Annotated in this window: 22 protein-coding genes; 9 read left to right on the top strand and 13 right to left on the bottom strand. The window is 64.4% G+C overall.

Annotated elements, in window-relative coordinates:
- Nucleotides 1-9 precede the first annotated feature (9 nt).
- The 3 genes from KIO74_RS08415 to KIO74_RS08405 all read left to right on the top strand — a co-directional run bounded on the left by KIO74_RS08415 (nucleotide 10) and on the right by KIO74_RS08405 (nucleotide 2,983).
- Entirely contained in the window at nucleotides 10-819 is an 810-nt protein-coding gene (locus KIO74_RS08415; RefSeq protein ID WP_213331582.1) for an LOG family protein, read from the top strand.
- A gap of 319 nt (nucleotides 820-1,138) precedes the next feature.
- The gene (locus KIO74_RS08410) at nucleotides 1,139-1,741 is read left to right on the top strand and encodes a Dps family protein (protein WP_213331581.1); all 603 of its coding nucleotides are present in this window, start codon (nucleotides 1,139-1,141) and stop codon (nucleotides 1,739-1,741) included.
- 252 nt (nucleotides 1,742-1,993) lie between these two features.
- On the top strand, nucleotides 1,994-2,983 hold the full coding sequence (locus KIO74_RS08405; protein WP_213331580.1) for an LLM class flavin-dependent oxidoreductase: 990 nt from the start codon (nucleotides 1,994-1,996) through the stop codon (nucleotides 2,981-2,983).
- A 13-nt stretch (nucleotides 2,984-2,996) separates the two neighbouring features.
- On the opposite strand, the gene KIO74_RS08400 is transcribed toward KIO74_RS08405, so the two are convergent.
- Together KIO74_RS08400 and KIO74_RS08395 are read right to left on the bottom strand one after the other, a co-directional pair.
- A complete protein-coding gene (locus tag KIO74_RS08400; protein WP_213334588.1) occupies nucleotides 2,997-3,836 on the bottom strand; it encodes an aminoglycoside phosphotransferase family protein in 840 nt (279 codons plus the stop codon).
- 51 nt (nucleotides 3,837-3,887) lie between these two features.
- Nucleotides 3,888-4,631, bottom strand: a complete 744-nt coding sequence (locus tag KIO74_RS08395; RefSeq protein ID WP_213331579.1) for an SDR family oxidoreductase — start codon at nucleotides 4,629-4,631, stop codon at nucleotides 3,888-3,890.
- A gap of 220 nt (nucleotides 4,632-4,851) precedes the next feature.
- Between KIO74_RS08395 and dusA the strand changes: the two genes are divergently transcribed.
- Nucleotides 4,852-5,883, top strand: coding sequence for a tRNA dihydrouridine(20/20a) synthase DusA (dusA, locus tag KIO74_RS08390; protein ID WP_213334586.1), 1,032 nt, complete (start codon nucleotides 4,852-4,854; stop codon nucleotides 5,881-5,883).
- Nucleotides 5,884-5,988: 105 nt separating this feature from the next.
- Here the strand turns inward: dusA and KIO74_RS08385 are convergent, their stop codons facing one another.
- Together KIO74_RS08385 and KIO74_RS08380 are read right to left on the bottom strand one after the other, a co-directional pair.
- Nucleotides 5,989-6,684, bottom strand: a complete 696-nt coding sequence (locus tag KIO74_RS08385) for a retropepsin-like aspartic protease family protein (protein ID WP_213331578.1) — start codon at nucleotides 6,682-6,684, stop codon at nucleotides 5,989-5,991.
- A 63-nt stretch (nucleotides 6,685-6,747) separates the two neighbouring features.
- On the bottom strand, nucleotides 6,748-7,593 hold the full coding sequence (locus tag KIO74_RS08380; protein ID WP_213331577.1) for an adenosylcobinamide-GDP ribazoletransferase: 846 nt from the start codon (nucleotides 7,591-7,593) through the stop codon (nucleotides 6,748-6,750).
- A gap of 134 nt (nucleotides 7,594-7,727) precedes the next feature.
- Here KIO74_RS08380 and cobT point away from each other — a divergent pair, with 134 nt between their 5' ends.
- From cobT to KIO74_RS08360, 4 genes are all read left to right on the top strand, one after another.
- Entirely contained in the window at nucleotides 7,728-8,762 is a 1,035-nt protein-coding gene (cobT, locus tag KIO74_RS08375; protein WP_213331576.1) for a nicotinate-nucleotide--dimethylbenzimidazole phosphoribosyltransferase, read from the top strand.
- A 98-nt stretch (nucleotides 8,763-8,860) separates the two neighbouring features.
- Nucleotides 8,861-9,295: a thermonuclease family protein gene (locus KIO74_RS08370; protein ID WP_213331575.1), complete on the top strand. Its 435-nt coding sequence runs from the start codon at nucleotides 8,861-8,863 to the stop codon at nucleotides 9,293-9,295.
- Between the two features lie 283 nt (nucleotides 9,296-9,578).
- A complete protein-coding gene (locus KIO74_RS08365) occupies nucleotides 9,579-10,727 on the top strand; it encodes an Mrp/NBP35 family ATP-binding protein (protein ID WP_213331574.1) in 1,149 nt (382 codons plus the stop codon).
- Nucleotides 10,728-10,914: 187 nt separating this feature from the next.
- On the top strand, nucleotides 10,915-12,006 hold the full coding sequence (locus KIO74_RS08360) for a TRAP transporter substrate-binding protein (protein ID WP_213331573.1): 1,092 nt from the start codon (nucleotides 10,915-10,917) through the stop codon (nucleotides 12,004-12,006).
- A gap of 192 nt (nucleotides 12,007-12,198) precedes the next feature.
- Here the strand turns inward: KIO74_RS08360 and KIO74_RS08355 are convergent, their stop codons facing one another.
- The 3 genes from KIO74_RS08355 to moaA form a co-directional block, all read right to left on the bottom strand.
- Nucleotides 12,199-14,025, bottom strand: a complete 1,827-nt coding sequence (locus KIO74_RS08355) for a TRAP transporter large permease (protein WP_213331572.1) — start codon at nucleotides 14,023-14,025, stop codon at nucleotides 12,199-12,201.
- A 30-nt stretch (nucleotides 14,026-14,055) separates the two neighbouring features.
- On the bottom strand, nucleotides 14,056-14,652 hold the full coding sequence (locus KIO74_RS08350) for a TRAP transporter small permease subunit (RefSeq protein WP_213331571.1): 597 nt from the start codon (nucleotides 14,650-14,652) through the stop codon (nucleotides 14,056-14,058).
- A gap of 334 nt (nucleotides 14,653-14,986) precedes the next feature.
- Nucleotides 14,987-16,015, bottom strand: coding sequence for a GTP 3',8-cyclase MoaA (gene moaA / locus KIO74_RS08345; RefSeq protein WP_213331570.1), 1,029 nt, complete (start codon nucleotides 16,013-16,015; stop codon nucleotides 14,987-14,989).
- Between the two features lie 158 nt (nucleotides 16,016-16,173).
- On the opposite strand from moaA, the gene KIO74_RS08340 reads away from it, so the two are divergent.
- Nucleotides 16,174-16,566: a gamma-butyrobetaine hydroxylase family protein gene (locus KIO74_RS08340; RefSeq protein WP_213331569.1), complete on the top strand. Its 393-nt coding sequence runs from the start codon at nucleotides 16,174-16,176 to the stop codon at nucleotides 16,564-16,566.
- A 143-nt stretch (nucleotides 16,567-16,709) separates the two neighbouring features.
- On the opposite strand, the gene KIO74_RS08335 is transcribed toward KIO74_RS08340, so the two are convergent.
- From KIO74_RS08335 to KIO74_RS08310, 6 genes are all read right to left on the bottom strand, one after another.
- Nucleotides 16,710-17,288 (bottom strand): L,D-transpeptidase family protein, encoded by a 579-nt coding sequence (locus KIO74_RS08335; protein ID WP_213331568.1) that lies wholly within the window; start codon nucleotides 17,286-17,288, stop codon nucleotides 16,710-16,712.
- Nucleotides 17,289-17,643: 355 nt separating this feature from the next.
- A complete protein-coding gene (locus KIO74_RS08330) occupies nucleotides 17,644-18,135 on the bottom strand; it encodes a hypothetical protein (protein WP_213331567.1) in 492 nt (163 codons plus the stop codon).
- A gap of 111 nt (nucleotides 18,136-18,246) precedes the next feature.
- On the bottom strand, nucleotides 18,247-19,305 hold the full coding sequence (locus KIO74_RS08325) for an Ldh family oxidoreductase (protein ID WP_213331566.1): 1,059 nt from the start codon (nucleotides 19,303-19,305) through the stop codon (nucleotides 18,247-18,249).
- On the bottom strand, nucleotides 19,302-20,537 hold the full coding sequence (locus KIO74_RS08320; protein ID WP_213331565.1) for an AGE family epimerase/isomerase: 1,236 nt from the start codon (nucleotides 20,535-20,537) through the stop codon (nucleotides 19,302-19,304). Before KIO74_RS08320 ends, KIO74_RS08325 begins: the two co-directional genes overlap by 4 nt.
- Complete coding sequence (locus KIO74_RS08315) at nucleotides 20,476-21,666, bottom strand: enolase C-terminal domain-like protein (RefSeq protein WP_213331564.1); 1,191 nt, start codon at nucleotides 21,664-21,666, stop codon at nucleotides 20,476-20,478. Before KIO74_RS08315 ends, KIO74_RS08320 begins: the two co-directional genes overlap by 62 nt.
- Entirely contained in the window at nucleotides 21,663-22,433 is a 771-nt protein-coding gene (locus KIO74_RS08310) for an RraA family protein (RefSeq protein WP_213331563.1), read from the bottom strand. Before KIO74_RS08310 ends, KIO74_RS08315 begins: the two co-directional genes overlap by 4 nt.
- Nucleotides 22,434-22,505: the final 72 nt, after the last annotated feature.

Genomic DNA, 22,505 nt, shown 5'->3' with positions numbered 1-22,505 from the left:
TTGGATATCATGGCTGCTTCACCGTCCACGCCCACCCGCGCAACGACCGTTCCCGCCGCTCCCAATGCGGCTCAGTCCGCTTCGCCCTCCTACCGCCTTCCCGCGCTGGATCAGGATTTCCTGCTCGGCGATTCCATGCGCGGGGTGCGCTTCCTCCTGGAATACGCAAAGGCGGAGGAAGCGCTGCGCGCTTGGGGCGTCCGCTCGACGATCGTCGTCTTCGGCAGCGCACGCGTGGGCGAGAATGGCGGCGGGCGCCATGCCGACTGGTATGCCGCGGCGCGTGAATTCGGAAGGATCGCGTCCGAGCGCGGCGGCGCGCTTTGCCCCAATGATAATGAGCGCGACAATGTCATCGCCACCGGTGGCGGCCCCGGCATCATGGAGGCCGCCAATCGCGGCGCCCTTGACGCCGGTGCCCCCTCGATCGGCTTCAACATCACCCTGCCGCATGAGCAGGAGCCGAATGCCTATTCGACACCGGATCTGACCTTCCGCTTCCACTATTTTGCGATGCGCAAGATGCATCTGGCGATGCGCGCCAACGGCCTCGTTGTTTTTCCCGGCGGCTTCGGCACGTTCGACGAACTCTTCGAGATCCTGACATTGCGGCAGACGCACAAGGCGCCCCCGGTGCCAATCGTCCTGTACGACAAGGCTTACTGGACGTCCGTCATCAATTTCCAGGCGATGGTGGACGAGGGCATGATCAGTGCTGCTGACTGCGAGCTGTTCGGCTTTGCGGACACGGCGGAGGCGACTTGGTCCGAGCTGCTGCGGCTCGGGCTGAATGTCGTGACCGCGGCGCGACAAGGCTGAAACCCCGTCCGCGGTATGTGAGAACCGCCCCCTCCGCCACACTTGACGTGTGACGGAGCCACGGGGATCGCGACATTAAGCATCTTGAGACATCGCCGTCGATTGCGCTGACCAGCAGCGTGGTCTGTGGTAGAACGGCACCGGTTGAAGCAAGATCTGTCGCTGTTCTATCTCTCTGACCTGACATCGCGCGTCCGACCTGGCGTCTAAACTTACGGATCTTGATACTTTGGCCGTCGTCCTGCGGACCCCCCACGGGCCCCACGGGAAGCCGGTCCAGGCCGATGGTCGCGATGCGATACCGAGAAGGAGCCGTGCAATGGCCCGAGCAACTGCCAAAGCCTCCCCGAAAGCATCAGAAAAGACGGCCGCCAAGCCGAAGGCCAAACCGGCGCCCGCGCGGAGCGCCGCTGCCGCCACGACGCCCGTGCTGCACACACCGACAGACCTCTCGCAGGGCGCTGTCGCAGCCATTTCAGAGGCGCTCAATGCTGTTCTCGCGGATGCTTTCGCGCTCTACTTGAAGACGAAGAACTTCCATTGGCACGTCAGCGGCCCGCATTTCCGTGACTATCATCTCCTGTTCGATGATCAGGGCGCCGACATCATCGGCGTGACCGACGACGTGGCCGAGCGCGTCCGCAAGATCGGTGGCACCACGCTGCGGTCCATCGGACATATCGCGAAGCTGCAGAGCATCGCCGACAACGACGCGCCGTTCGTCTCGGCCGCCGACATGCTGCGCGAGCTCGTGGCGGACAACAAGGCCATGGTCACGACGTTGCGCAAGGCGCATGACGTCGCCGACGAATACAAGGATGTCGCGACCGCGAGCCTGCTCGAGAACGTCATCGACGCGACCGAGAAGCGCGTATGGTTCCTATTCGAGGCGAGCCGGTCGGGCGACAGCACCGGTCACTGACCCTCGCGCGGCTGCCTGTCGGGTAGAAACAGCACGCCGTTGCATTGTTCGCGAAGATGCCACGCCGCGTTGAAGGAATGTCGCGTCAAAACAACACGTTGAGCCCCTGATCCGGTTCGCCTGATCAGGGGTGGAGTCTGGGCGTTGCATCCACGGCATGGATGGAGCGCGAGCTCTGCGCTTGCGCATGGCCCCCAAGCGTACCACCTCATCCCCATCTGACGCATGACGGTTCGTGCTGGGAGTTGGGTGATGCCGGTGTTCTCTGTCCTCGATCTCGCGCCTGTGACGGAGGGCTCGTCTCCCGCCGACGCGCTGCACCACTCGCTTGATCTGGCGCAGCATGCGGAGCGCTGGGGCTACAAGCGCTTCTGGGTGGCCGAGCATCACAATATGACCGGTATCGCGAGCGCCGCGACATCGGTCGTCATCGGCTATATCGCGGGAGGCACACAGAGCATCCGCGTCGGCGCCGGTGGCATCATGTTGCCGAACCATTCGCCGATGGTGATCGCCGAGCAGTTCGGCACGCTCGAGACGCTTTATCCCGGCCGCATCGACCTCGGCCTCGGCCGTGCGCCCGGAACGGACCAGCGCACGTTGCGCGCCTTGCGCCGTGACTATTCTTCCGCTGAGAATTTTCCGCAGGACGTGCTGGAACTGCAGGCGCTGCTCGGCCCGCTGCAGCCGGGACAGGTCGTGCAGGCGGTGCCCGGAACGGGCCTGAACGTGCCGTTGTGGATCCTTGGCTCCAGCCTTTTCGGCGCGCAACTCGCTGCCATGCTTGGGCTTCCCTATGGCTTTGCCTCGCATTTCGCCCCGGATGCGCTGATGGATGCGCTCGCCGTCTATCGCGAGCGCTACGAGCCCTCGGCGCGTAACCCGAAGCCCTATGCGATGGTCGGAGCCAATGTCTTCGTCGCCAACACGGATGAGGAAGCGCGCCGGCTCTTCAGCTCCGCCCAACAGCGCTTCGCGGATATCTTCCGTGGCACGCGTGGCCTGTTGCCGCCGCCGATCGATGATATCGAGGCCTACTGGAGCCCGAGCGAGAAGGTGCAGGCCTCGCGCATGCTCGCCTGCTCCTTCGTCGGCTCTCGGGAAACCGTCCGCCGTGCGCTCGGTGAGTTCCTCGAGAAAACCCGCGCGGACGAGGTGATGGTTGCCGCCATGATCTATGACCACGGTGCGCGGCTGAAATCCTACGAGATCCTGTCGGAGATCGCGCGCGATCTGGCGTGAGGACGCTGCCGCCTCAGCTCAGGCGTGCAAGTTCCGCTGCCGCCAATCGGGCGATCGCCAGGTCGACCGCGCCGGATTGGTTGTCGCCGATGAACCAGGCTGCGGAGAGGCCGGCCCAGGCCATGATCCAGGATACCAGCCAGCGGCGATCGAGGTCCGTCTCATCGAGGACGATCTCCAGGCGTTGGTCAAACAGCCTGGGGGCGGTCTCGATATCCCAATCAGGATCGGGATTGCAGAAGATATTGGCATAGTCGAAGGCGCGCTCGCCGATCAGGCGTTTCGGATCGATCGCCAGCCAGCCGCGCGCCTCGAAATCAAGCACATTGTCGTGGTGAATGTCGCCGTGCAGGACGACGATATCCCGTTGGACGGGCAATATCCTGTCCGCGACCCGCTGGCATTCGCCGAGAATGCCGCCTTGCATGCGGGCGATCGGGGCGAGATCCTGAAACCAGATGTCCAGCGGCACGAGGTTCTGCGGGCGGGACGGTCTCGATAACCCGCCAGTGGAATGGCCAAGGGAAAGGCGATGGAGCCTTGCCACCGCTCCGCACAGGATGCGGGTCGCTTCCGCATCGCGGCGGGTCCTTGCGAATTGCGCGAGGGAACGGGCGCCGCCGGCCCGTTCCATGAGGAGCGCGCCGGATGGATCATAGGCCAGCACAGGCGCCGCGCCCCGGCCATTCCACCAAGCCATGACCGCGCAGCCGGCCTGTTCCTCCGGTTCCAGCGCAATTTTCAGCATCGCCGGGGTCGTCCCCTGGCGCACGGGCAGGAGGCGGCTTGAATGGGTCGCGACCGGATTGCCATCCGCTGCCAGATTCCAGCGCGTGAGGAAGGGGGCGAAGATATCGGCCCCTTCCGCGCAGGCTTGGCTGTTCATAGGCGGCCCACCACGCTGTCAGGCCGTCCAGCCGCCGTCGATGACGTGGATCTGGCCGGTCGTATAGGACGCCTCGTCGCTTGCGAGATACAGCACCAGCGCGGCGATTTCCTCCGGCTTGCCGATACGGCCGATCGGCTGGCGCGCGATGAAGGCCTTGCGCGCGGCCTCGTAGTCGCCCTGCGCGCGTAGGCGGTCGTCGAGTGAGGGAGACTGGACCGTGCCGGGGCAGATCGCGTTGCAGCGGATGCCACGCGCCACATAATCCGCCGCGACGGATTTCGTCAGGCCGATGGTGCCGGCCTTGGAGGCGCTGTAGGCGAAACGGTTGGGCACGCCCTTCACGCTGGAGGCCACCGACGACATGTTGATGATCGACCCGCCGCCCTTGTCCAGCATGGCGGGCAGATAGGCGCGGATGGCGCGGTATGCGGCCATCACGTTGAGTTGCAGCGCGAAGGTGATGTCCTCGGGCGGGCATTCCAGGATCGTGCCGTTGTGCACGACGCCGGCGCAGTTGAAGAGAATGTCGATCGGGCCCGTGCGTTCTGCGGCGGCCTGCACATCGGCGTCGTCGAGAACATTGAGCCGGAAAGGTTCGATGCCCGGATGGGCCTTTTCAAGCGCCGCGAAGGTGGTCTCGTTGATATCCGTGGCGAAGACTTTGGCACCCGCTTCGGCCAATGCCACCGCCGAAGCAAAGCCGATACCCTGACCCGCCGCCGTGATGAGCGCGGTCTTGCCGGTGAGATCGAACGCCATACCAACTCACTCCTTCTCTGCCGGCTTAAGGACGCCGGTGGATATGCTGCATGTGCAGGGTGCTATTTAGAGCATCAGGGTGCGGGATGGATACCGGTTTCCGCCGGAAGTGATCATTTCGGATACCTTGACAGCTGCGAGAGGAGAAGCCGGCGACCCCGCATGGCGATCACCACAATCCTTTGCTATAAGGCGCCCATCCGAATGCCGTTACGAGATGATGAAGCCCTATCGCGCTGCCCCTTTCGCCGTTGCCCCCCTCATGGACTGGACGGACCGGCACTGCCGGTTCTTCCATCGCATTCTGACGCGCCGGGCACTGCTCTACACGGAGATGGTGACCACAGGCGCCGTCATCCATGGCGATCGCAAGCGGCTCATCGGCTTCAGCCCGGAAGAGCATCCGGTTGCGCTGCAGCTCGGCGGGAGTGACCCGGTGGAACTCGCCGCCGCCGCGCGCATCGGCGCAGACTTCGGCTATGACGAGATCAACCTGAATGTCGGTTGCCCTTCGGATCGCGTGCAGAACGGCCGCTTCGGCGCCTGCCTGATGCGCGAGCCGTCCCTGGTGGCGGATTGCGTCGCCGCGATGAAGGCGGCCGTGGCTATCCCCGTCACGGTCAAATGCCGTATCGGCGTTGACGACCAGGATCCGGAAGAGGCCCTCTGCACCCTGACCCGTGGCCTTGTGGCCGTTGGCGTCGACGGGCTCGTCGTCCACGCGCGCAAGGCGTGGCTGCAAGGCTTGTCGCCCAAGGAAAATCGGGAGATCCCGCCTCTCGACTACGGGCGCGTGCATCGCCTGAAACGATCCTGGCCGGATCTGCCGATCGCGCTCAACGGCGGTCTCGCCGATGTGGAAGCGGGGCTTGCCGCGATTGGCGGAGAGGACATCAAGCTCGACGGGATGATGCTAGGCCGCGCGGCCTATCAGAACCCGGAAATCCTGATGGCCGTCGATCCGCTGCTTTATGGTGAGCCGGCGCCGGTCAGCTCGGCGGAAGAAGCGATCGACGCCTTTATCCCTTATGTCGAGGCCCGCCTCGCAGAGGGGTATCGCCTCAACCAGATGACGCGGCATCTGCTCGGCCTGTTTCCAGGTCGGCCCGGCGCAAGGCTTTACCGCCGGCATCTGGCCACGGAGGCGGTCAAGCCCGGTGCCGGCGTGGATGTCCTGCGCGCCGCCGTCGCCCATGTGACGGAAGCCTCAGCGCGTCAGGTCGAGCGCGCCGCGCTCGAAAGTGCCGTCTGAGGGCTTTGGCCACCGACATTCAGGAATGGCCCAAGGGATTTTTGTCATCCCCGGCGGGCCGCTCCGCTGCCGCCGGGGATGACACCGTGGATCGGCCGGTTGCTTCTAGCTCTGCGGCCGCATGATCAGCCGGTCGCCGCGGACCTCGTAGGAGCCGAGGCGTTCCAGAAACGTCATGCCAAGCAGGTTCTGGAACAGGCTTCCCTTGCGGGCGACGAGGGCCGGGACGCGGCGTTCCACGATCGGCCCCACGGCCAGCGTGTCGATGGTGATCGCTGCCGCCATCGTTGATCCGTTCGCGGTGCGGACGGGACGGTTGAAAGCCAGCTGGTCGATATCGAAGCCGATACGCTCCGCGGTTTCGCTCGTAAGGACAACGACGCTCGCGCCGGTGTCGAGGATGAAGCGCGCGCTGCGGCCGTTGACCTCGGCTTCGAGGTCGAAGCTGCCGCTCCCCGACCGCACGACGGAGACCTCGCCCGAGGGCCCGGGGACGACCCGGCCAGGCGTCAGCTCGCCGAGGATGCGATGGCCAAACAGGGTGACGTCGTCGCGGTAGCTGTAGAGGCCGACCAGGCCAACGAGCGCGACCATCCAGAAGGCGAGTGCCTGCGCGGCCCGCGACCAGTTGGAGCGGAACATGGCCACCATCGAACCGAGGATCACGATTCCGAAAGCAGACAAGGTGGCGAAGCGCGCGAGCTGATCCGGCGCCATGCCGGCGATGGTCTCCTCGCCGCTGAACAGCACGAGAAGTACGAGCGCAACGCCAATGATGGCGAGGGGAACGATCAAACGCATCGGGTGGCTCTGGCCATGGAACGTGTTACCTCCACATATGCCAAGATCTAGGTAGTCCAAGATCTAGGTAGTCATAGCCAGCATACCAAGGAAAAAGGCCATCTCGGCTGCCTGTTGGGCGGCCCCGGCGATGTCGCCGGTGTGCCCGCCGAGCTTGGCGCGGGCAAGCCGCGCTGTTCCCCAGGCCGCGGCGAGGGCGAGGAGCGCGCCGAAAGTCGCGGAGCCGATCCCGACGTCCGCGCCGAAGCCGGCGGCGATGATCAGCATGAGGCAGAGCAAGGCGGCAATGCTGAGCGCGGTCGCGTCGGGGCGTCCGGCGCTCGCGCCCGCACCGTCCGGCTTCGCTGGCGGCAGGGTCGCCAGCGGCAGGAGGCCGGCCGTCCGGGAGATTGCCGCCGCGACCACGACGGCGGCGGCGACCGACAGGGCTGGCGCGCGGCTGGCGAGTTCGGCGAGCAGCGCCACACGCAGCAGAAGCCCGAGGCAAAGCGCGGCCGCGCCGAAGGCGCCAATGCGGCTGTCGCGCATGATCTCCAGCCGTCGCTCACGTGTTCGTCCGCCGAAGAGGCCATCGGCGGTGTCCGCCCAGCCGTCCTCATGCAGTGCTCCGGTGATCATAGTCAGCGCGGCGACCGCGAGGACGGCGGAAGGCAGGGCGCCGAAGCCGAGGGAAAGGCCTGCGGCCATGGCGAGGCCGCCGCCAAGCCCGATGATGGCGCCCGCGAGCGGCAGGGCCCGGATCATGGTGCCGAAATCCGGCGCGGCCTTGCCACCGTCGGGAAGGAAGCGTTGCGGCACCGGCAGACGCGAGTAGAACACGAGGCAGGCGGCCGTATCGGCGACAAGGCCGCGCCATCCAGCGGAGCCGCCGACGCGGCGCGCGTCTCGATCGTCATTCAGCCCAGTCATCTGCTTCACTCGCGGCTCTGCGACCGGTATAGCTCTCCGGAAGAGGCCTTAGAGCATGTTCCGCGCGCTCAGGCGAGCCCGGCTCGCTTGGCGGGCGTATGCTTCAGACAGTCGGGCCGAGGAGCATGGGTGTTATGGATATGTCGGCTTCAGGCCTGCCTTTCGACGACGTGCGGCGTCTCATCCCGATGATGCCAGGGCCTGACGAGGATGCGGTCGCGACCGTGAAGGCGCGTGACCAGGAATTGACCAAACCGGCCGGCGCGCTCGGACGGCTGGAGGATATCGTGGAATGGGTGGCCGCCTGGCAGGGCAAGGGCCAGCCGGAGATCCGCCGGCCGATCGTCTGCGTCTTTGCCGGCAACCACGGGGTCGTCAAGCACGGCGTGTCGCCCTATCCGCAAAGCGTGACGCGTCAGATGCTGGAGAATTTCGCCGCCGGCGGCGCCGCCATCAACCAGATCTGCGCCGCCTATGACCTCGGCTTCAAGGTGTTCGACCTGGCGCTCGATCTGCCGACAGACGATTTCACGCAGGGTGCCGCGCTCGACGAGAAGTCCTGTGTGGCGACGATGGCCTTCGGGATGGAGGCGATAGCCGGCGGCGCGGACCTTCTATGCCTCGGTGAAATGGGCATTGGCAATACGACGAGCGCGGCCGCCATCTTCGCGGCGCTCTATGGCGGCCCGGTCGCCAAGTGGGTCGGCCGTGGCACGGGCGTCGATGATGCCGGCCTTGCCCGCAAGCGTGCTGTCGTGGAACAGGCGCTGGCCATCCATGCCGGTCATCTCGATGATCCGCTGGAGGTCTTGCGCCGGCTCGGCGGACGTGAGGTCGCGGCGATCGCCGGCGCGATCCTGGCGGCGCGGCTGCAGCGTATCCCGGTGATCCTCGACGGCTATGTCGTCTGCGCCGCCGCCGCCGTTTTGAAAGCCATGGACCCGGGCGCGCTCGACCACTGCATCGCCGGTCACCGCTCGGCCGAAGGCGGCCACGGCGAGGTGCTGGAGCGTCTCGGTCTCGAGCCGGTGCTTGATCTCGGCATGCGGCTTGGCGAGGGCACTGGCGCCGCGCTCGCGGCCGGTATCGTCAAGGCGGCCGTCGCTGCCCACAACGGCATGGCGACATTTGCTCAAGCGGCGGTCTCGCAGCGGCCGGACGCGCCCTGACCGCGCGCGTCCGCCGCCGCCAGTCTTACCCCACCAGCGGTGGCGGCCGTAAGGGGCCGGGCCGCTGGCGGCTCGTTTCCCTGGCCGCCTTGCTCGCCATGGTCGCCGTCGGCTACTGGCAGCAGAGCGGTGAGCCGGTGACGGGCATGGCGCGCGCCATCGACGGCGATTCCCTGCGCCTCGGTGGCCGCGAACTGCGGCTGGCGGGTATCGACGCGCCGGAGCTCCATCAATCCTGCGAACATGACGCTGGCGTCTACCCTTGCGGTCGCGAGGCCCGCGACTATCTCTCGATCCTGCTCGCCCGCGCCCCGATTACCTGTACCATCAGGGAGCAGGACCGCTACGGCCGGGGGCTGGCGCTCTGCCGACAGGGTGAGATGGACGTCAACGCCGAACTCGTCCGCGAAGGACAGGCCATCGCCTATGGCCGTTTCGACGCGGAAGAGCGGCAGGCGCGCGCGAGCCGGCGCGGCGTCTGGGCAGGACGTTTTGAGCGTCCGGCGGACTGGCGACGCACGCACCCGCGCTGAGAACAGCGCAGCTATGTGTTTTTTCACACAGTCAAGAGCAGGTTGTTAATCTACTGTACCTACATAGACGACCTCCGAGACCCTGGACTTCCAACGCGGTTCCTGATTGCAGGCGCCGCGTTTCTTTTTTTGCGGGTTCCCTAGCGCCAGAAGCCATGGTTGACCTTGCCGGTCTCGCGGCTCATATCCCGGTCAGTGGAAGTGGCGACAAAGGTGCGAGGCGATGGCCGGCGAGGGCTCCTTGATACGGACCCCAGATGCCACGCTTCCGAGCGAGGATGGAATGATCACGAGAGATGCAATCGTCGCGCGGCTCAACACCATAGCCGGGCCCGATGGTACGACGCCGCTCGGTCGTTCCGCCGCTCTGTCCGAAGTGGTGATCGCTGGCGGCAAGGTTTATTTTTCCATCGCCATCGATCCAGCGCGCTCTCAGGAATTCGAAGCGCTACGTCATCGTGCCGAGGGCCTTGTGCGTGAAATGCCGGGCGTCGAGAGCGTCATCGTGACTTTGACGGCGGAGGCGGCTCCATCGCGCGCCGAGGCGCCACGATCGTCCGCGCGTCCCGCGGCTCCGGTGGGCGGCGAGCGTCCTCTCGGGCCCAAGGCCTCGTCCCAGACGAAGGCGGGCATACCAGGCGTCAAGCACATCGTCGCGGTGGCAAGCGGCAAGGGCGGCGTCGGCAAGTCAACCGTCGCCTGCAATCTCGCCCTCGCGCTGGCCCGGCAGGGGCTCAAGGTCGGCCTGCTCGACGCGGATATCTACGGCCCATCGCTGCCGAAACTGCTCGCACTGTCGGATAAGCCGGAGGTCATCCCCGGCCGCCGCATCCTCCGGCCGCTCGTCGCCCACGGCCTCAAGGTCATGTCGATAGGCTTCCTCGTCGATGAGCAGGCCGCGATGATCTGGCGTGGCCCCATGGTGATGTCCGCCATCCAGCAGATGCTGCGCGAAGTCGAATGGGGCGAACTCGATGTGCTGATCGTCGACATGCCGCCGGGAACGGGTGACGCGCAATTGACCATGGCGCAGAACGCGGCTCTGGCGGGCGTCGTCATCGTGTCCACGCCCCAGGACCTCGCGCTGATCGATGCGCGGCGCGGTGTCGCCATGTTCCGCCGGGTCGAGGTTCCGATCCTCGGTGTCGTCGAAAACATGTCCAGTTTCATCTGTCCGCATTGCGGCGGCCGGTCCGATATTTTCGGTCATGGTGGCGCGCGTGACGAGGCGCAGGCCATGGGTGTTCCTTTCCTTGGCGAAGTGCCCCTGACGATGGCTCTGCGCGCGGCCTCGGACGAAGGAGAGCCCATTGTCGTTCGCGATCCCCATGGTCCCGAGGCAAGTGTCTTCATGGATATTGCGGCCCAACTCACCGGCGCGCTCGGCGGTGCGTCACGCCTGCGGCCCGCGCCGCGAATCGTGATCGAATAGCGAGGGCGCGAGGGAGGCCAAGAAATGCGCGGATGTGGTGCTTTTTTGGGCTGTCTTCGACCAATGGACAATCTTCGCCGCGCTTGAGACTGTTGCGGTCGCTAGCGGAATATGGCTCTGTGACTCCATACAAGCGCCACCTTTCCGTTGAGGTATTGGCGTCCGTTTAAGCGGGAGGATAGAAAGAATGAAGCGTCGTCAGTTTCTAGCGAGCTCGGGTCTTGCGGTCGCGGGAGGCGCGGCTCTTGCTGCGCCGGCGATCGCGCAGTCCGCGCCCGAAATCAAGTGGCGTCTCGCATCGAGTTTCCCGAAGTCGCTGGATACCATCTACGCGGGTGGTGAAGTTCTTGCCAAGCAAGTCGCCGAACTGACCGACAACAAGTTCCAGATCCAGGTCTTCGCGGCCGGCGAAATCGTGCCCGGCCTGCAGGCGCTGGACGCCACGCAGAACGGCACCGTGGAAATGTGCCATACGTGCTCCTATTACTATGTGGGCAAGGATCCGACCTTCGCCATCGGCACGGCGGTTCCCTTCGGCCTCAACGCACGCATGCAGAATTCTTGGCTCTTCGAGGCCGGCGGCAATGAACTCTTCAATGAGTTCTTCAAGAAGTACAATGTATTCGGCATGCCTGCCGGTAATACCGGCACACAGATGGGCGGCTGGTTCCGCAAGGAAATCAAGACGGTCGCCGATCTCTCCGGCCTCAAGATGCGCATCGCCGGCATCGCCGGGCAGGTGATGCAGAAGCTCGGCGTTGTTCCCCAGCAGATCGCCGGCGGCGACATCTATCCGGCGCTCGAGAAGGGCACCATCGACGCGGCCGAATGGGTCGGTCCCTATGACGACGAGAAGCTCGGCTTCAACAAGGTCGCGCCTTACTATTACTACCCGGGCTTCTGGGAAGGTGGGCCGACCATCCACGCGATGGTCAATCTCGACAAGTGGAACGAGCTGCCGAAGACCTATCAGGCAGCGCTGATCAACGCGGCGACCTACGCCAACACCATCATGCTGGCGCGCTATGACAAGGTGAACCCGCCGGCCATCAAGCGCCTCGTCGGCGCCGGCACGCAGCTGCGACCCTTCCCGCAGGAGGTCATGGAGGCCTGCCTCAAGTCGACCAATGAGCTCTACGCGGAAATCAGCGCGAAGAACCCGGATTTCAAGAAGATCATCGACGCCATGATCGCCTACCGCAATGAGGAATACCTCTGGTGGCAGGTGGCTGAATACACCTACGATAACTTCATGATCCGTGCCCGCGCTCGCGGGTAAGTTCTTCTTTCAACACACTGCGACGTGCAGGGGCGGTCATTCCGAGGGATGACCGCCCCTTTCTGTTATGGGCTACCGGATTCGTGCTGCTCCGGAGGAGATTGGGCAGCCGGTGTATGAGTAGAGCGGGAACGGATAAGCAAAAACCCCGGAGTGACCTCCGGGGTTTTTCTTGTTCTCGAGCAACTGCCTCTATTTGAAGTCGAGCGCCGGCGGTGGCAGATCGTTGCCGAGACCGGGCGGTGGGGCCAGGCCCTTGAGCTGCTCCTCGACCCGCGCGGGATCGACCTGCACGGCACCCTGCTTGTAGTGCATCACCATCTGCGGGAAGAAGATGATCAGGGCGACCATCAGCAGCTGGATGCACACGAAGGGAACCGCGCCCCAGTAGATCTGGCCCGTCGTGATGGGAGCGGTGCGCTTCTTCGTGACACGGTCGATGTAAGCTTGCTTCGGCGCCACCGAACGCAGGAAGAACAGGGCGAAGCCGAACGGCGGGTGCATGAAGCTGGTCTGCATGTTGACCGCCAGCATCACGCCGAACCAGATGAGGTCGATCCCGAGGTGATCGGCCACCGGCGCGAGCAGCGGGATGATGATGAAGGCAAGCTCGAAGTAATCGAGGAAGAACGCGAGGATGAAGATCAGCAGGTTCACGAAGACAAGGAAGCCGACCTCGCCGCCGGGAAGCGCCAGCAGCAGCTCCTCCACCCATTTATGTCCGTCGACGCCATAGAAGGTCAGCGAGAAGACGCGGGCGCCGATGAGGATGAAGATCACGAAAGCCGAAAGCTTTGCCGTTGATTCAGTCGCCTGCTTCAGCAATCCGAAGTTGAGGCGCTTACGGGCGAGTGCCAGCAATACGGCGCCGGCCGCGCCCATGGCGCCACCTTCGGTCGGCGTCGCGACGCCAATGAAGATGGTGCCCAGCACGAGGAAGATGAGGCCGAGCGGCGGCACCATGACGAAGGTGACCTGTTCCGCCAGGCGGGAGATGAGCCGCTTGCCGGTCGTCCGCTCGATGGCCGCCGCGATGAGGGCATAGACCGTGCCTGCTATGAAGGCTTCGGTGAGAAGCGCCCAATAATTGTGCCCCGACTTCAGGAGGGCGACATAGATGCCGATGAAAACCGCCGTGATGAGAACGGTCAGGATGATCCGCTGGGTGCCGAGCAGTCTGTTGAAAAGCGCCGACAGGAACGCGACGATGACCGCGACCGACATGGTCAGGACCACGAAATCGGCGCCGGCGCGAACCTCCGTCTGGCGCATGACGTAATAGGCGGCGAGCCCCGAGAAGGCGACGAGGGCGCCGACCTGCCAGACGCCGCGATCGCCGTTGTCCTCGCGATGGCCGATGGCCTCGTCCGGCAAGCCCGGCGCGCTGTTGGGATAAATCATGGAGACGAGCCAGATGTAGCCCGCGTAGAGGAGTGACAGGACGAGGCCGGGGATGAAGGCGCCCTCATACATGTCGCCGACCGACCGACCGAGCTGGTCGGCCATCACGATCAGCACGAGCGAGGGCGGGATGATCTGCGCCAATGTGCCGGATGCGGCGATGACTCCGCTGGCCACCCGGCGATCATAGCCGTAGCGCAGCATGATGGGGAGTGAGATGAGGCCCATCGAGATGACGGAGGCAGCGACCACGCCCGTTGTCGCGGCGAGAAGCGCTCCAACGAAGACCACCGCGTAAGCCAGGCCGCCACGGATCTTCCCGAACAACTGCCCGATCGTGTCGAGCAGGTCTTCCGCCATGCCCGATCGTTCAAGGATCAGTCCCATGAAGGTGAAGAACGGGATGGCCAGCAGCACCTCGTTGTTCATGGTGCCATAGATGCGCTCTGGCAGCGCTTGCAGAAAGTTGGGGTTGAACAGCCCCAGTTCGATGCCGATGAAGCCGAAGATCAGGCCATTGGCGGCCAGCGCGAAAGCGACGGGATAGCCGAGCAGCAGCAAGACAACGAGCGCCGCGAACATGATCGGCGCCATATTGTGGATGATGAAGGCGGTCATCAGACAGTCTCCGGAACGCGTTGGCGTCGATCAGGGGCGCGATGGGGAATTGGGGTCGACGTTCTCAAGGAGACGTTCGACCTCCGCCTCCGCCTGACCGCTACTTCCGGCGTGGGGATCGTCCATGAGACCGCGCATGATGGCGATGCGCTTGATGAGTTCTGAAATGGCCTGAAAAAACAGCAGAACGAAGCCGATCAGTATCAGAAATTTCGCCGGCCACTGGGGCAGGCCGCCTGCACTCGATGACTGTTCGTTGATCAGCCAGGAGCGCTCGGCAAAGGGCGCCGTCGTGACGATCATGACAATCGTGAAGGGTAAGAGAAAGAAGACATGGCCGACGATATCGATCCAGTCGCGCGCGCGTTTTGAGAGCTGGCCGTTGACGATGTCGATGCGGATGTGTTCGTTGGCGATCAACGTCCAAGGCGCGCACATCAGGAACACGACGCCGAAGAGCACCCATTGCAGTTCGAGCCATGCATTCGATGACGTATCGAAAAGCTTGCGCACGATGGCGTTGAGCGCGGAGACGACGATGGCCGCCAGGATGAGCCACGCGCACCATTTGCCGATGCGTGTGTTGATGGCGTCAATGATCCGGCTGATTGCCAGAAGTGCGGACACGTCCAACCTCCCTCGAAACGAGTTTCTTCTTGGACAGCGGTTACTGCTGCAATGATGCTGGCATGGTGAGGGTCATGGTTGCAATGACCCGGACGACACTATCCATGCCACAGCGCTCATCCTCGCATGCATCTAGCATTGCAGCAGGTGGCGCTGATGCCGCGTTGGTTCGGGACAATACAGAATTTAGATGCCATAGAGATGCAGCCCGATGACCAGAAACTGTGCGTAGCCTATCGCCAGATTGCAGACAAGCAACGCTCTGGCGACCGGGAAGGCGAATAGCGCATCCGTCGTCGTGGGGCTCTCTAGACTTTGGTCGTAAACCGCGCGCTTAGCCGCCTGTCACGCTCATGTGGCGGCCGACGGCTGGGCGGGCGCTCCGGCGGTCGATGACGAAATCGTGGCCCTTCGGTTTGCGTGTGATCGCCTCGGCGATCGCCTGTTCGAGCAGCGCGTCGCTTTCGCTGGCGCGCAAGGGCGCCCGCAGGTCGGCGGCATCCTCCTGGCCGAGGCACATGTAGAGCGTACCGGTGCAGGTGACGCGCACACGGTTGCAGCTCTCGCAGAAATTATGCGTCATGGGCGTGATGAAGCCGAGCCGGCCGCCCGTTTCGCGCAGTTTGACGTAACGTGCGGGGCCGCCTGTGCGATCGTCCAGATCCTCCAGGGTGTAGCGCTGCTTGAGCCCGGCCCTGACGAGCGACAGCGGCAGGAACTGGTCAATGCGGCCGGGCTCGATCTCACCGAGCGGCATCACCTCGATCAAGGTGAGATCCATGCCCTGTCCATGGGCCCATGCGACGAGATCAGGAATTTCCTGATCGTTCACGCCCTTGAGCGCGACGGTGTTGATCTTGATCGCGAGGCCCGCGGCGCGCGCCGCCGCCAGTCCCTCGAAAACGCGGTTCAGATCGCCCCAACGCGTGATGGTGCGGAATTTCGCGGGATCGAGCGTGTCGAGAGACACGTTGATCCGCCGCACACCGCAGGCCGCCAGAGCCTCGGCATGCCGGGCGAGCTGGGTTCCGTTGGTGGTCAGTGTCAGTTCATCGAGATCGCCGGCGTCGAGATGGCGCGAGAGCGACTGGAACAGGCTGAGAATATCGCGCCTGACCAGCGGTTCGCCGCCCGTAATGCGGAGCTTGCGTACGCCACGCCGCACAAAGGCGCTGCACAGCCGGTCGAGTTCCTCGAGCGAAAGCAAGTCGCGCTTCGGCAGGAAATGCATGTCCTCCGCCATGCAATAGACACAGCGCAAGTCGCAACGGTCGGTCACCGATACCCGGAGATAGGTGATCGCGCGCCCGAAGGGGTCAATGAAGGGGCCCGTGCTATCCAGGCGTTGTGGCGGCATCAGCATGACAAAGACGTCAGTCGGTTACGATACATAGGCTGTAACATGGCCTCTTCAGCACGAGAATGCCAATCATATGAAGGTGTGACTGGTCGCGAGGACAAGGCTTACGCTTTGCGTCGCGACCGCCTAAAAGCTATCGAGACAGTCGAGGCGAGCAGGAGATGACGTTGGACAACGCCAAGGATGAGGCCCCCTGGCCCACGGAATTGCGCCTCTCGTCAGACAGGCGCACCCTGACGATCACCTTTGACGACGGCCAGACATTCGCGTTGAGCGCAGAATATCTCAGGGTCAAGAGCCCATCGGCCGAAGTCCGGGGACATTCGCCGAGCGAGCGTAAAACGGTGGGCGGCAAGATCAACGTCACCATCCTGTCGATCGAGCGGATGGGCCATTATGCCGTGCGTCCCATCTTTGACGACATGCACGACAGCGGCATTTACACCTGGGGATACCTGCACGAGCTTGGCGCCCGACAGCCCGGGATATGGTCAGCTTATCTCGACGAGCTTGACAGCAAAGGGCTGAAGCGCGAGCCGACGGTTCGAGGGTAGACCACTCCCTTGGTAAGGGAGTGGTCGAGAGCTCAATGCATCAAACGAGAAAGCCGGCCGGCTCGACGCGCCGCTCGATGGAGCGTAAGCGATGAGCTGGCCGGCTTGTCATTGTGAAGAGAGCGGGGACCCCCGCCCTTGCGTCAACGCTGAACGACGACGCGCGTACCGACGCGCACGCGACCATAGAGGTCGATGACGTCTTCGTTCATCATGCGGAAGCATCCGGACGATACGGCCTGACCGATGGAGTCGGGCTCGTTGGAGCCGTGGATGCGGTAGAGCGTCGAGCCAAGATAGAGCGCGCGCGCGCCAAGCGGGTTGTCCGGACCGCCAGCCATGTGGCGTGGCAGATCCGGGCGCCGCTTCAGCATCTGCGGCGGAGGCGTCCAGCCCGGCCATTCGCGCTTCTGGGTTACTGTCTTGGTTCCACCCCAGGTGAAGCCGGGGCGGCCCACGCCGACGCCATAACGGATCGCGGTGCCACCTGGCTGCACCAGATAGAGCCGCCGTTCCGACGTCGAAACGACGATGGTGCCCGGTCCGTGGGGGCCCGTATAGCTGACGATCTCGCGCGGGATCGCCGATGCCTGCGGCCGGAAGCTTTCCGGCTGTACACCAAGTGGCTGCCGCGTCAGCGGGTCGATTTGGTAGGCGCTTGCGGGGGTGGCGAGAATGGCGGCACAAAAAACGCCCGCGAAAGCTGCAAGCTTCGCACTCATGTTGGCCTCGAAGTTCGATGTCGCAGGAGACGAATCCGGCGACCACCTGTTCCAATTTAGGTGATTATCAGGCGGCAACTTGTCTAAAGAATGCGTAAGCTGCAACAGGGATCGGCGGTATATTTTGCTCACACCAGCGTGATCGCCGCGAGCGTGACAGGCGGGCCACAGTACCGGTCTTATCCTGATCCCCGTCGATCGCGACGACTTGAGGTGTTGCCGGGCCCTTCTTCAGTCTCCTAACGCCGACTGCCGGCCATCGTCGATGGCCGGTATCAGGATAGTTGACGCGGATCCGATTAGGTGGACATCCCCTTCGCACCCGGCCGTTCCGTTGGCGAGCTACCTGTTGCCCTCAAGGTTGCGCGCCGGGAAAAGGTGGTTGGCCACCCATGGGCGGGCGGCCGTACATTGCAGGTCTGGCGCCCATCGGAGGGCGGCCAGCCATGGGAGGTCTCCCGGCCATGGGAGGCCGTCCGGCCATAGGTGGGCGACCGCCCATCACCGGGCGCCCGTATGCGCCGGGTGGGCGATAGCCCGGGCCGCGAAAACCAGGTGGACGCCCTGGTCCGGGTCCCACATAGCGTGGCCCGCGATAGCCTCCCCAAGGGCCGTAGCCCGGCCCGCCGGGATATACGCGCGGTGGGCCATAGGCATAGCGGGGATAATAGCGAACGGGATAGACCACCGGGGGCGGCGCATAGCCATAGTCCACCCAGGAGCCGCTGTAATAGCCGGCGCCACCGGAGTAGTAGACGGGGCCCGCGCTCCCGGACACGCAGCCGCTAAGGCCGAGGGACCCAACAAGCAGAATAATTCCGGTCAGCGCTCCGCGAGCGATTTTCATGTCACGTTTTCCGCAGCCTTCGCCCAAACAGTCCTGAGCCATCCCGAAAAAGTGAGGGATATTCACGGCGAAAAAGCGTCCGCCACTGATCTTCGCTCCCAGGCGCTTTACTCACCCGAGCAGGGCTTCGATCTGGACACGGCAGCCGAGCCTGTCGGCGACCTTGAGAACGACCGGTCGGACGGCGTCAATGCCGATGCCATCCCGGCTGTTGCGCGCGTGAAGCGCGCGGCTGCGATCGCCGGGCAGAACGACAGGCCGATCGGGATCGATCGGCGCCGCGCCGCGCACCGCGGCGAAGAGTTCGTCCAGGCCGGACTGGTATGTCGCCTCGTCCTTCAGCGTGGCCGGATCGAAATAGATGGAGAGCAGGCTGTTGGTGGGCACGGGATCCGAGGGATCGCCGGCGATGAAGCCGGCGAAGACTTCGGCGAAAACGGCGAGACCGTAGCCCTTGAATCCGCCGAAGGCCATCAGTGCGCCGGCCTTCTGGAAAACGCTGGGGTCGTCGGTCGGCAGGCCGTCGGGACCGATGAGGCAGGCCGTCGGTAGCTTTTCGCCCCGTTCCAGCGCGAGCTTGACAGTATTGCCCGAAACCTCGGCCACGGCGAAATCTAGGATCAGGTCCTCCCCCGGACGCAACGGCGCACCCATGGCGATGGGGTTGGTCCGGAGTTTTCCCTCGCGCGCGCCGAAGGGCGCGACGGGGGCGGCACCACCGCGCCCATGGGCGAAATGCAGCGAGGCGATGCCGGCACGCGCGGCGATCTCAGGCCAACGTCCGTTGCGGCCGAGATGGCCGGAATGGGCCACGGCAACCATGCTGATGCCGTGGGCCTTGGCGCGCTCCGCGCCGAGATGGGCGGCGAATTCCCCGACAACCTGTCCGAACGCCCGCCGGCCGTCGATACGCACCACCGCGCCGGCATCGTGGGCGATGCGCGGGCTCGTCGCGCCCTCGACCTCGCCTGTCAGCAGCCTTTCCACATACATGCCCGTCAGCCGGATGCCATGGGAGGCATGGCCCATGAACTCGGCTTCGACAAGATGACGCGCGACCATCTCCGCGTTGATCGTGGAGGCGCCGCCGCGCGTGAGGAGAAGGCTCACGACCTTTTCGAGGGTTGCCGCGTCATAACGATCTGACGTCGCCGCCGTATCCATGGTCATCGTTCAATACCTTCGCTTCTGGCATGGCGCGCCGCCGCCGCATCGCAGATGACACCGACACAGGTCATGATGTGATAGAGCAGCCGTGTGGGAACGGTCTGCGCGAGGAGCGTGCCACCACGACTGATCTGGTTTCGCCAGAGTGGACCATCGGCGATGACGAAGTGATCGAAGAGGCTTGTGACCAGCCTCGCAAGCTCGGGCGCGCTGTCGTCAATCGCCCCGTCGCCGTTCTGACGGCGCCGGACGAAATATTTGATCGCCTCGGTTTGTGGCCAGAGCAGCTTGCTGTCGCGGAGTGGGGCGCCTGTCGGGTCGTGAGCCTCGATGAGAGCCGGAACATGGCCGTCTTCGCCATCGAAGCCGTGCCTCCAGCCATAGGTAGCGAGGCGATGGGCGCCGTCCGCCGCGCGTCGCGAATGCCTTATGTCTGCGTAGACGATGAGAAGCCACGCCCATTCGAATTGATGGCCCGGCTCACGGATGCGGCCTGCCTCTCCAGCCGCGGGCTCCCAATTCTCAGCGAAATACTCGCCGATGGCGCCATCGCGCTCGATCAGCGTCAGGAACAGGTCGACGATCGCGTCGGACAGGGGAGCTGCGGCAGTGAAGCCGGCCTCTTCGAGGGCGAGGAACGACTCCATGAGATGCATGTGCGGGTTCTGGCGCCGAGGCAAGGGCGCGCCGGTGGGGCTCGGCGCGAACTCAGAGTAGCCGCCATGACGCGGCGCCGACAGGCGCTGGTGGAGTGCGGCGAGAGACTTCTCGATCCATTCTTCGGCCCTCGGCTCGCCGAGACGGTGCAACCATGCAAGCGCGAGCAGGGCAAAACACTGGTCATAGGCGTCACAGCGCGGATCGATCGGGCGGCCGCCTGGCGTCACGCTACGCAGCCATCCCCCATGGTCTTTGTCCCAGAGCAGGCCGGCCGTGGCCTCGAAACCCCTGACGGCAAGGTGGCGATAGTGATCATTGCCCGTGAGGAGCGCCGCATGCGCGAAGGTATAGACCTGCCGGGCCTGGACGCGCGTATGGAGCGCTTCGATGGGGCAGGGGCGTCCGGAAAAGTCCAGATCTTCAAAGAAATAGCCGGCATCCGTGACGCCGGCTTCGCTCCAGAATGGGATAAGCACCTCGAAGGCCCAGTCCCGCAGGCGAGCAAGGGCGGTATCAACGTCCTCCGATGACGGGGTGCCAGTCGGGACGGCGTGGATCGGTGCGGAAACGGGCATAGTAGTCGCCTTTTTCTTCGTAATAGCGCTCGTACTTGTCCATTTTCTCCGGATCAAGTTCCACACCGAGCCCAGGACCGGTTGGAACCGCGATGGATCCGTTCCTGTATGGCATCAACCCACCTGCGATGATGTCGTCGGTGAGATAGTGATAATGCGCATCCCCGGCGTAGATCATCTCGGGGATCGTGGCCGCGGTGTGCAGCATGGCGGCGAGCTCGATGCCGAATTCGCAGCCGCTGTGCATGGCCACGCCGAGGCTGAAGGCCTTGCACACGGCGCAGAGATCCTTCACGCCGCGCGGCCCCTCCCAATAGTGCAGGTCGGTGAGGATGACATCCGCGGCGCCCATGCGGATGCCCGGCCCGAGGTCATCGAAGCGCGCGGGATACATGTTGGTGCCGATCGGTACGCGGATCTGTTTGCGGACGGCCGCATTGCCCTCGAGCCCCCAGGAAGGGTCCTCGAAATATTCTATATCGAGCGCTTCCAGGCGTTTGCCGATGCGCACGGCGGTGCCCACCGACCAGGTGCCGTTGGGGTCGATCCGCAGGCCGAACTCGTCGCCAAGCCTGTCGCGGCAGAGTTCCAGCACGCGCGCTTCCTCGCGTGGTTCCATCACGCCGGCCTTCAGCTTCATGGCGCGCACGCCGAGCGTCTCGGCGAGCTCAACGCAATGGGCCGCCACGTCCTCCGCCGTCGTGTCGTCGCCGCCGCCTGGCCTGTCGTAGCGCCAGAACAGATAGCCGATGAAGGGCACCGCGTCGCGGACGCGCCCGCCCATCAGGTCGTGCACGGGCACTCCGGCGACCTTGCCCTGGATGTCGAGGCAGGCGATCTCGATCGCCGCATAGATGCGGGCGTTCGATTGGAAGTAGGTATTGCGCAGGATCTTGGCCTTGATCAACTCTGTATTGAACGGGTTGAGGCCGATGAGCCTGTCCTTCAGCTTGGCGAGCGCGCCGCGCTGGTCGCCGCCGCCAACTTCGCCGAGCCCGACGATGCCCTCATCGGTGACGAGCTCGATGATCGTGCGCATGAAGTATCCGGGATGAACCCCCGTGTTGCTCCTGAGCTGGGCATTGGTCGGAATGGCGACGCATCGCGCCTTGAGGTCGACGATCTTCATTCGGCAGGCTCCGTGACTATGGCATGGCCTTCAGCGGGGCGGCCCGCTGCGACCCAACGGTTGAAACGTTCGTGGACGGCCGATGTCGGCGGGTAAATGTCGACGATCGGCTCACCCGCGAGCACGCACATGGCGATGAACTCCTCGACGGCTTCCTTCTCGACTGCTTCGATCGCGATCTGATCGGCCTCTGCGCGGGGCAAGACCACGACGCCTTCGTCGTCACCGACGATCACATCACCGGGAAAGACGCTGACGCCGCCGCAGGCGATGGGACAATTGATCTCCACCGGATGGTGCTTGACCATGATGGGTGGCGCGGCGGGCGCGGCGTGGAATGTCGGGATCGCGAGCTGGCCGATGGAGGGCGAGTCGCGGAAGCCGCCATCGGTGACGACGCCCGCGACACCACGCACCATCATGCGCATCATCAGGATCTCGCCGCAGGATGCCGCCTCCGCATCGCCGCGCGAATCGACGACCAGCACATGCCCGGCCGGAATGGTTTCCACCATCACCCGCTGCAGGTCGCGCCGGTTATCGCGGTCGAAGATATTGGTCAGGTCTTCCCGATTGGGGATGAGGCGCATGGTCGATGCGAGCCCGACCATGCGTGGCTTGCCGGGCGCGACGGGCTGCACCTTGCGCATGAACGTGTTCCTGAAGCCGCGCCTCAGCAGCAGCGTCGTCAAGGTTGCGGTCGTTACCTGCGACAGCCGCTCTCGTGTAGCCAGGTCGAGGCCACCGGGGGAGGTGGTGCTATCCATGCGTTACTCGCTTTGTTCTGGAGAGCCTTGTTTGAAGATTGGAGGGCGGCGGCGCGGGGAGCGACACCGCCG

Source organism: Chelatococcus sp. HY11 (genome assembly GCF_018398335.1).
In the GTDB taxonomy this organism is placed as follows: domain Bacteria; phylum Pseudomonadota; class Alphaproteobacteria; order Rhizobiales; family Beijerinckiaceae; genus Chelatococcus.
The sequence above is the reverse complement of the archived record's forward strand: the minus strand, read 5'-3'. Positions and strand labels throughout refer to the sequence as shown.

Excerpts from the sequence above, each read along its gene's own strand:
- KIO74_RS08315 (WP_213331564.1), bottom strand. The coding sequence starts at position 21,666 with ATGAAGATCGTCGACCTCAAGGCGCGATGCGTCGCCATTCCGACCAAT.
- KIO74_RS08310 (WP_213331563.1), bottom strand. The coding sequence starts at position 22,433 with ATGGATAGCACCACCTCCCCCGGTGGCCTCGACCTGGCTACACGAGAG.
- KIO74_RS08365 (WP_213331574.1), top strand. The coding sequence starts at position 9,579 with ATGATCACGAGAGATGCAATCGTCGCGCGGCTCAACACCATAGCCGGG.
- KIO74_RS08360 (WP_213331573.1), top strand. The coding sequence starts at position 10,915 with ATGAAGCGTCGTCAGTTTCTAGCGAGCTCGGGTCTTGCGGTCGCGGGA.
- KIO74_RS08355 (WP_213331572.1), bottom strand. The coding sequence starts at position 14,025 with ATGACCGCCTTCATCATCCACAATATGGCGCCGATCATGTTCGCGGCG.
- KIO74_RS08330 (WP_213331567.1), bottom strand. The coding sequence starts at position 18,135 with ATGAAAATCGCTCGCGGAGCGCTGACCGGAATTATTCTGCTTGTTGGG.
- KIO74_RS08335 (WP_213331568.1), bottom strand. The coding sequence starts at position 17,288 with ATGAGTGCGAAGCTTGCAGCTTTCGCGGGCGTTTTTTGTGCCGCCATT.
- KIO74_RS08395 (WP_213331579.1), bottom strand. The coding sequence starts at position 4,631 with ATGGCGTTCGATCTCACCGGCAAGACCGCGCTCATCACGGCGGCGGGT.
- KIO74_RS08380 (WP_213331577.1), bottom strand. The coding sequence starts at position 7,593 with ATGACTGGGCTGAATGACGATCGAGACGCGCGCCGCGTCGGCGGCTCC.
- cobT (WP_213331576.1), top strand. The coding sequence starts at position 7,728 with ATGGATATGTCGGCTTCAGGCCTGCCTTTCGACGACGTGCGGCGTCTC.
- KIO74_RS08320 (WP_213331565.1), bottom strand. The coding sequence starts at position 20,537 with ATGCCCGTTTCCGCACCGATCCACGCCGTCCCGACTGGCACCCCGTCA.
- dusA (WP_213334586.1), top strand. The coding sequence starts at position 4,852 with ATGAAGCCCTATCGCGCTGCCCCTTTCGCCGTTGCCCCCCTCATGGAC.
- moaA (WP_213331570.1), bottom strand. The coding sequence starts at position 16,015 with ATGCTGATGCCGCCACAACGCCTGGATAGCACGGGCCCCTTCATTGAC.
- KIO74_RS08385 (WP_213331578.1), bottom strand. The coding sequence starts at position 6,684 with ATGCGTTTGATCGTTCCCCTCGCCATCATTGGCGTTGCGCTCGTACTT.
- KIO74_RS08410 (WP_213331581.1), top strand. The coding sequence starts at position 1,139 with ATGGCCCGAGCAACTGCCAAAGCCTCCCCGAAAGCATCAGAAAAGACG.
- KIO74_RS08405 (WP_213331580.1), top strand. The coding sequence starts at position 1,994 with ATGCCGGTGTTCTCTGTCCTCGATCTCGCGCCTGTGACGGAGGGCTCG.
- KIO74_RS08325 (WP_213331566.1), bottom strand. The coding sequence starts at position 19,305 with ATGACCATGGATACGGCGGCGACGTCAGATCGTTATGACGCGGCAACC.
- KIO74_RS08415 (WP_213331582.1), top strand. The coding sequence starts at position 10 with ATGGCTGCTTCACCGTCCACGCCCACCCGCGCAACGACCGTTCCCGCC.
- KIO74_RS08370 (WP_213331575.1), top strand. The coding sequence starts at position 8,861 with ATGGTCGCCGTCGGCTACTGGCAGCAGAGCGGTGAGCCGGTGACGGGC.
- KIO74_RS08340 (WP_213331569.1), top strand. The coding sequence starts at position 16,174 with ATGACGTTGGACAACGCCAAGGATGAGGCCCCCTGGCCCACGGAATTG.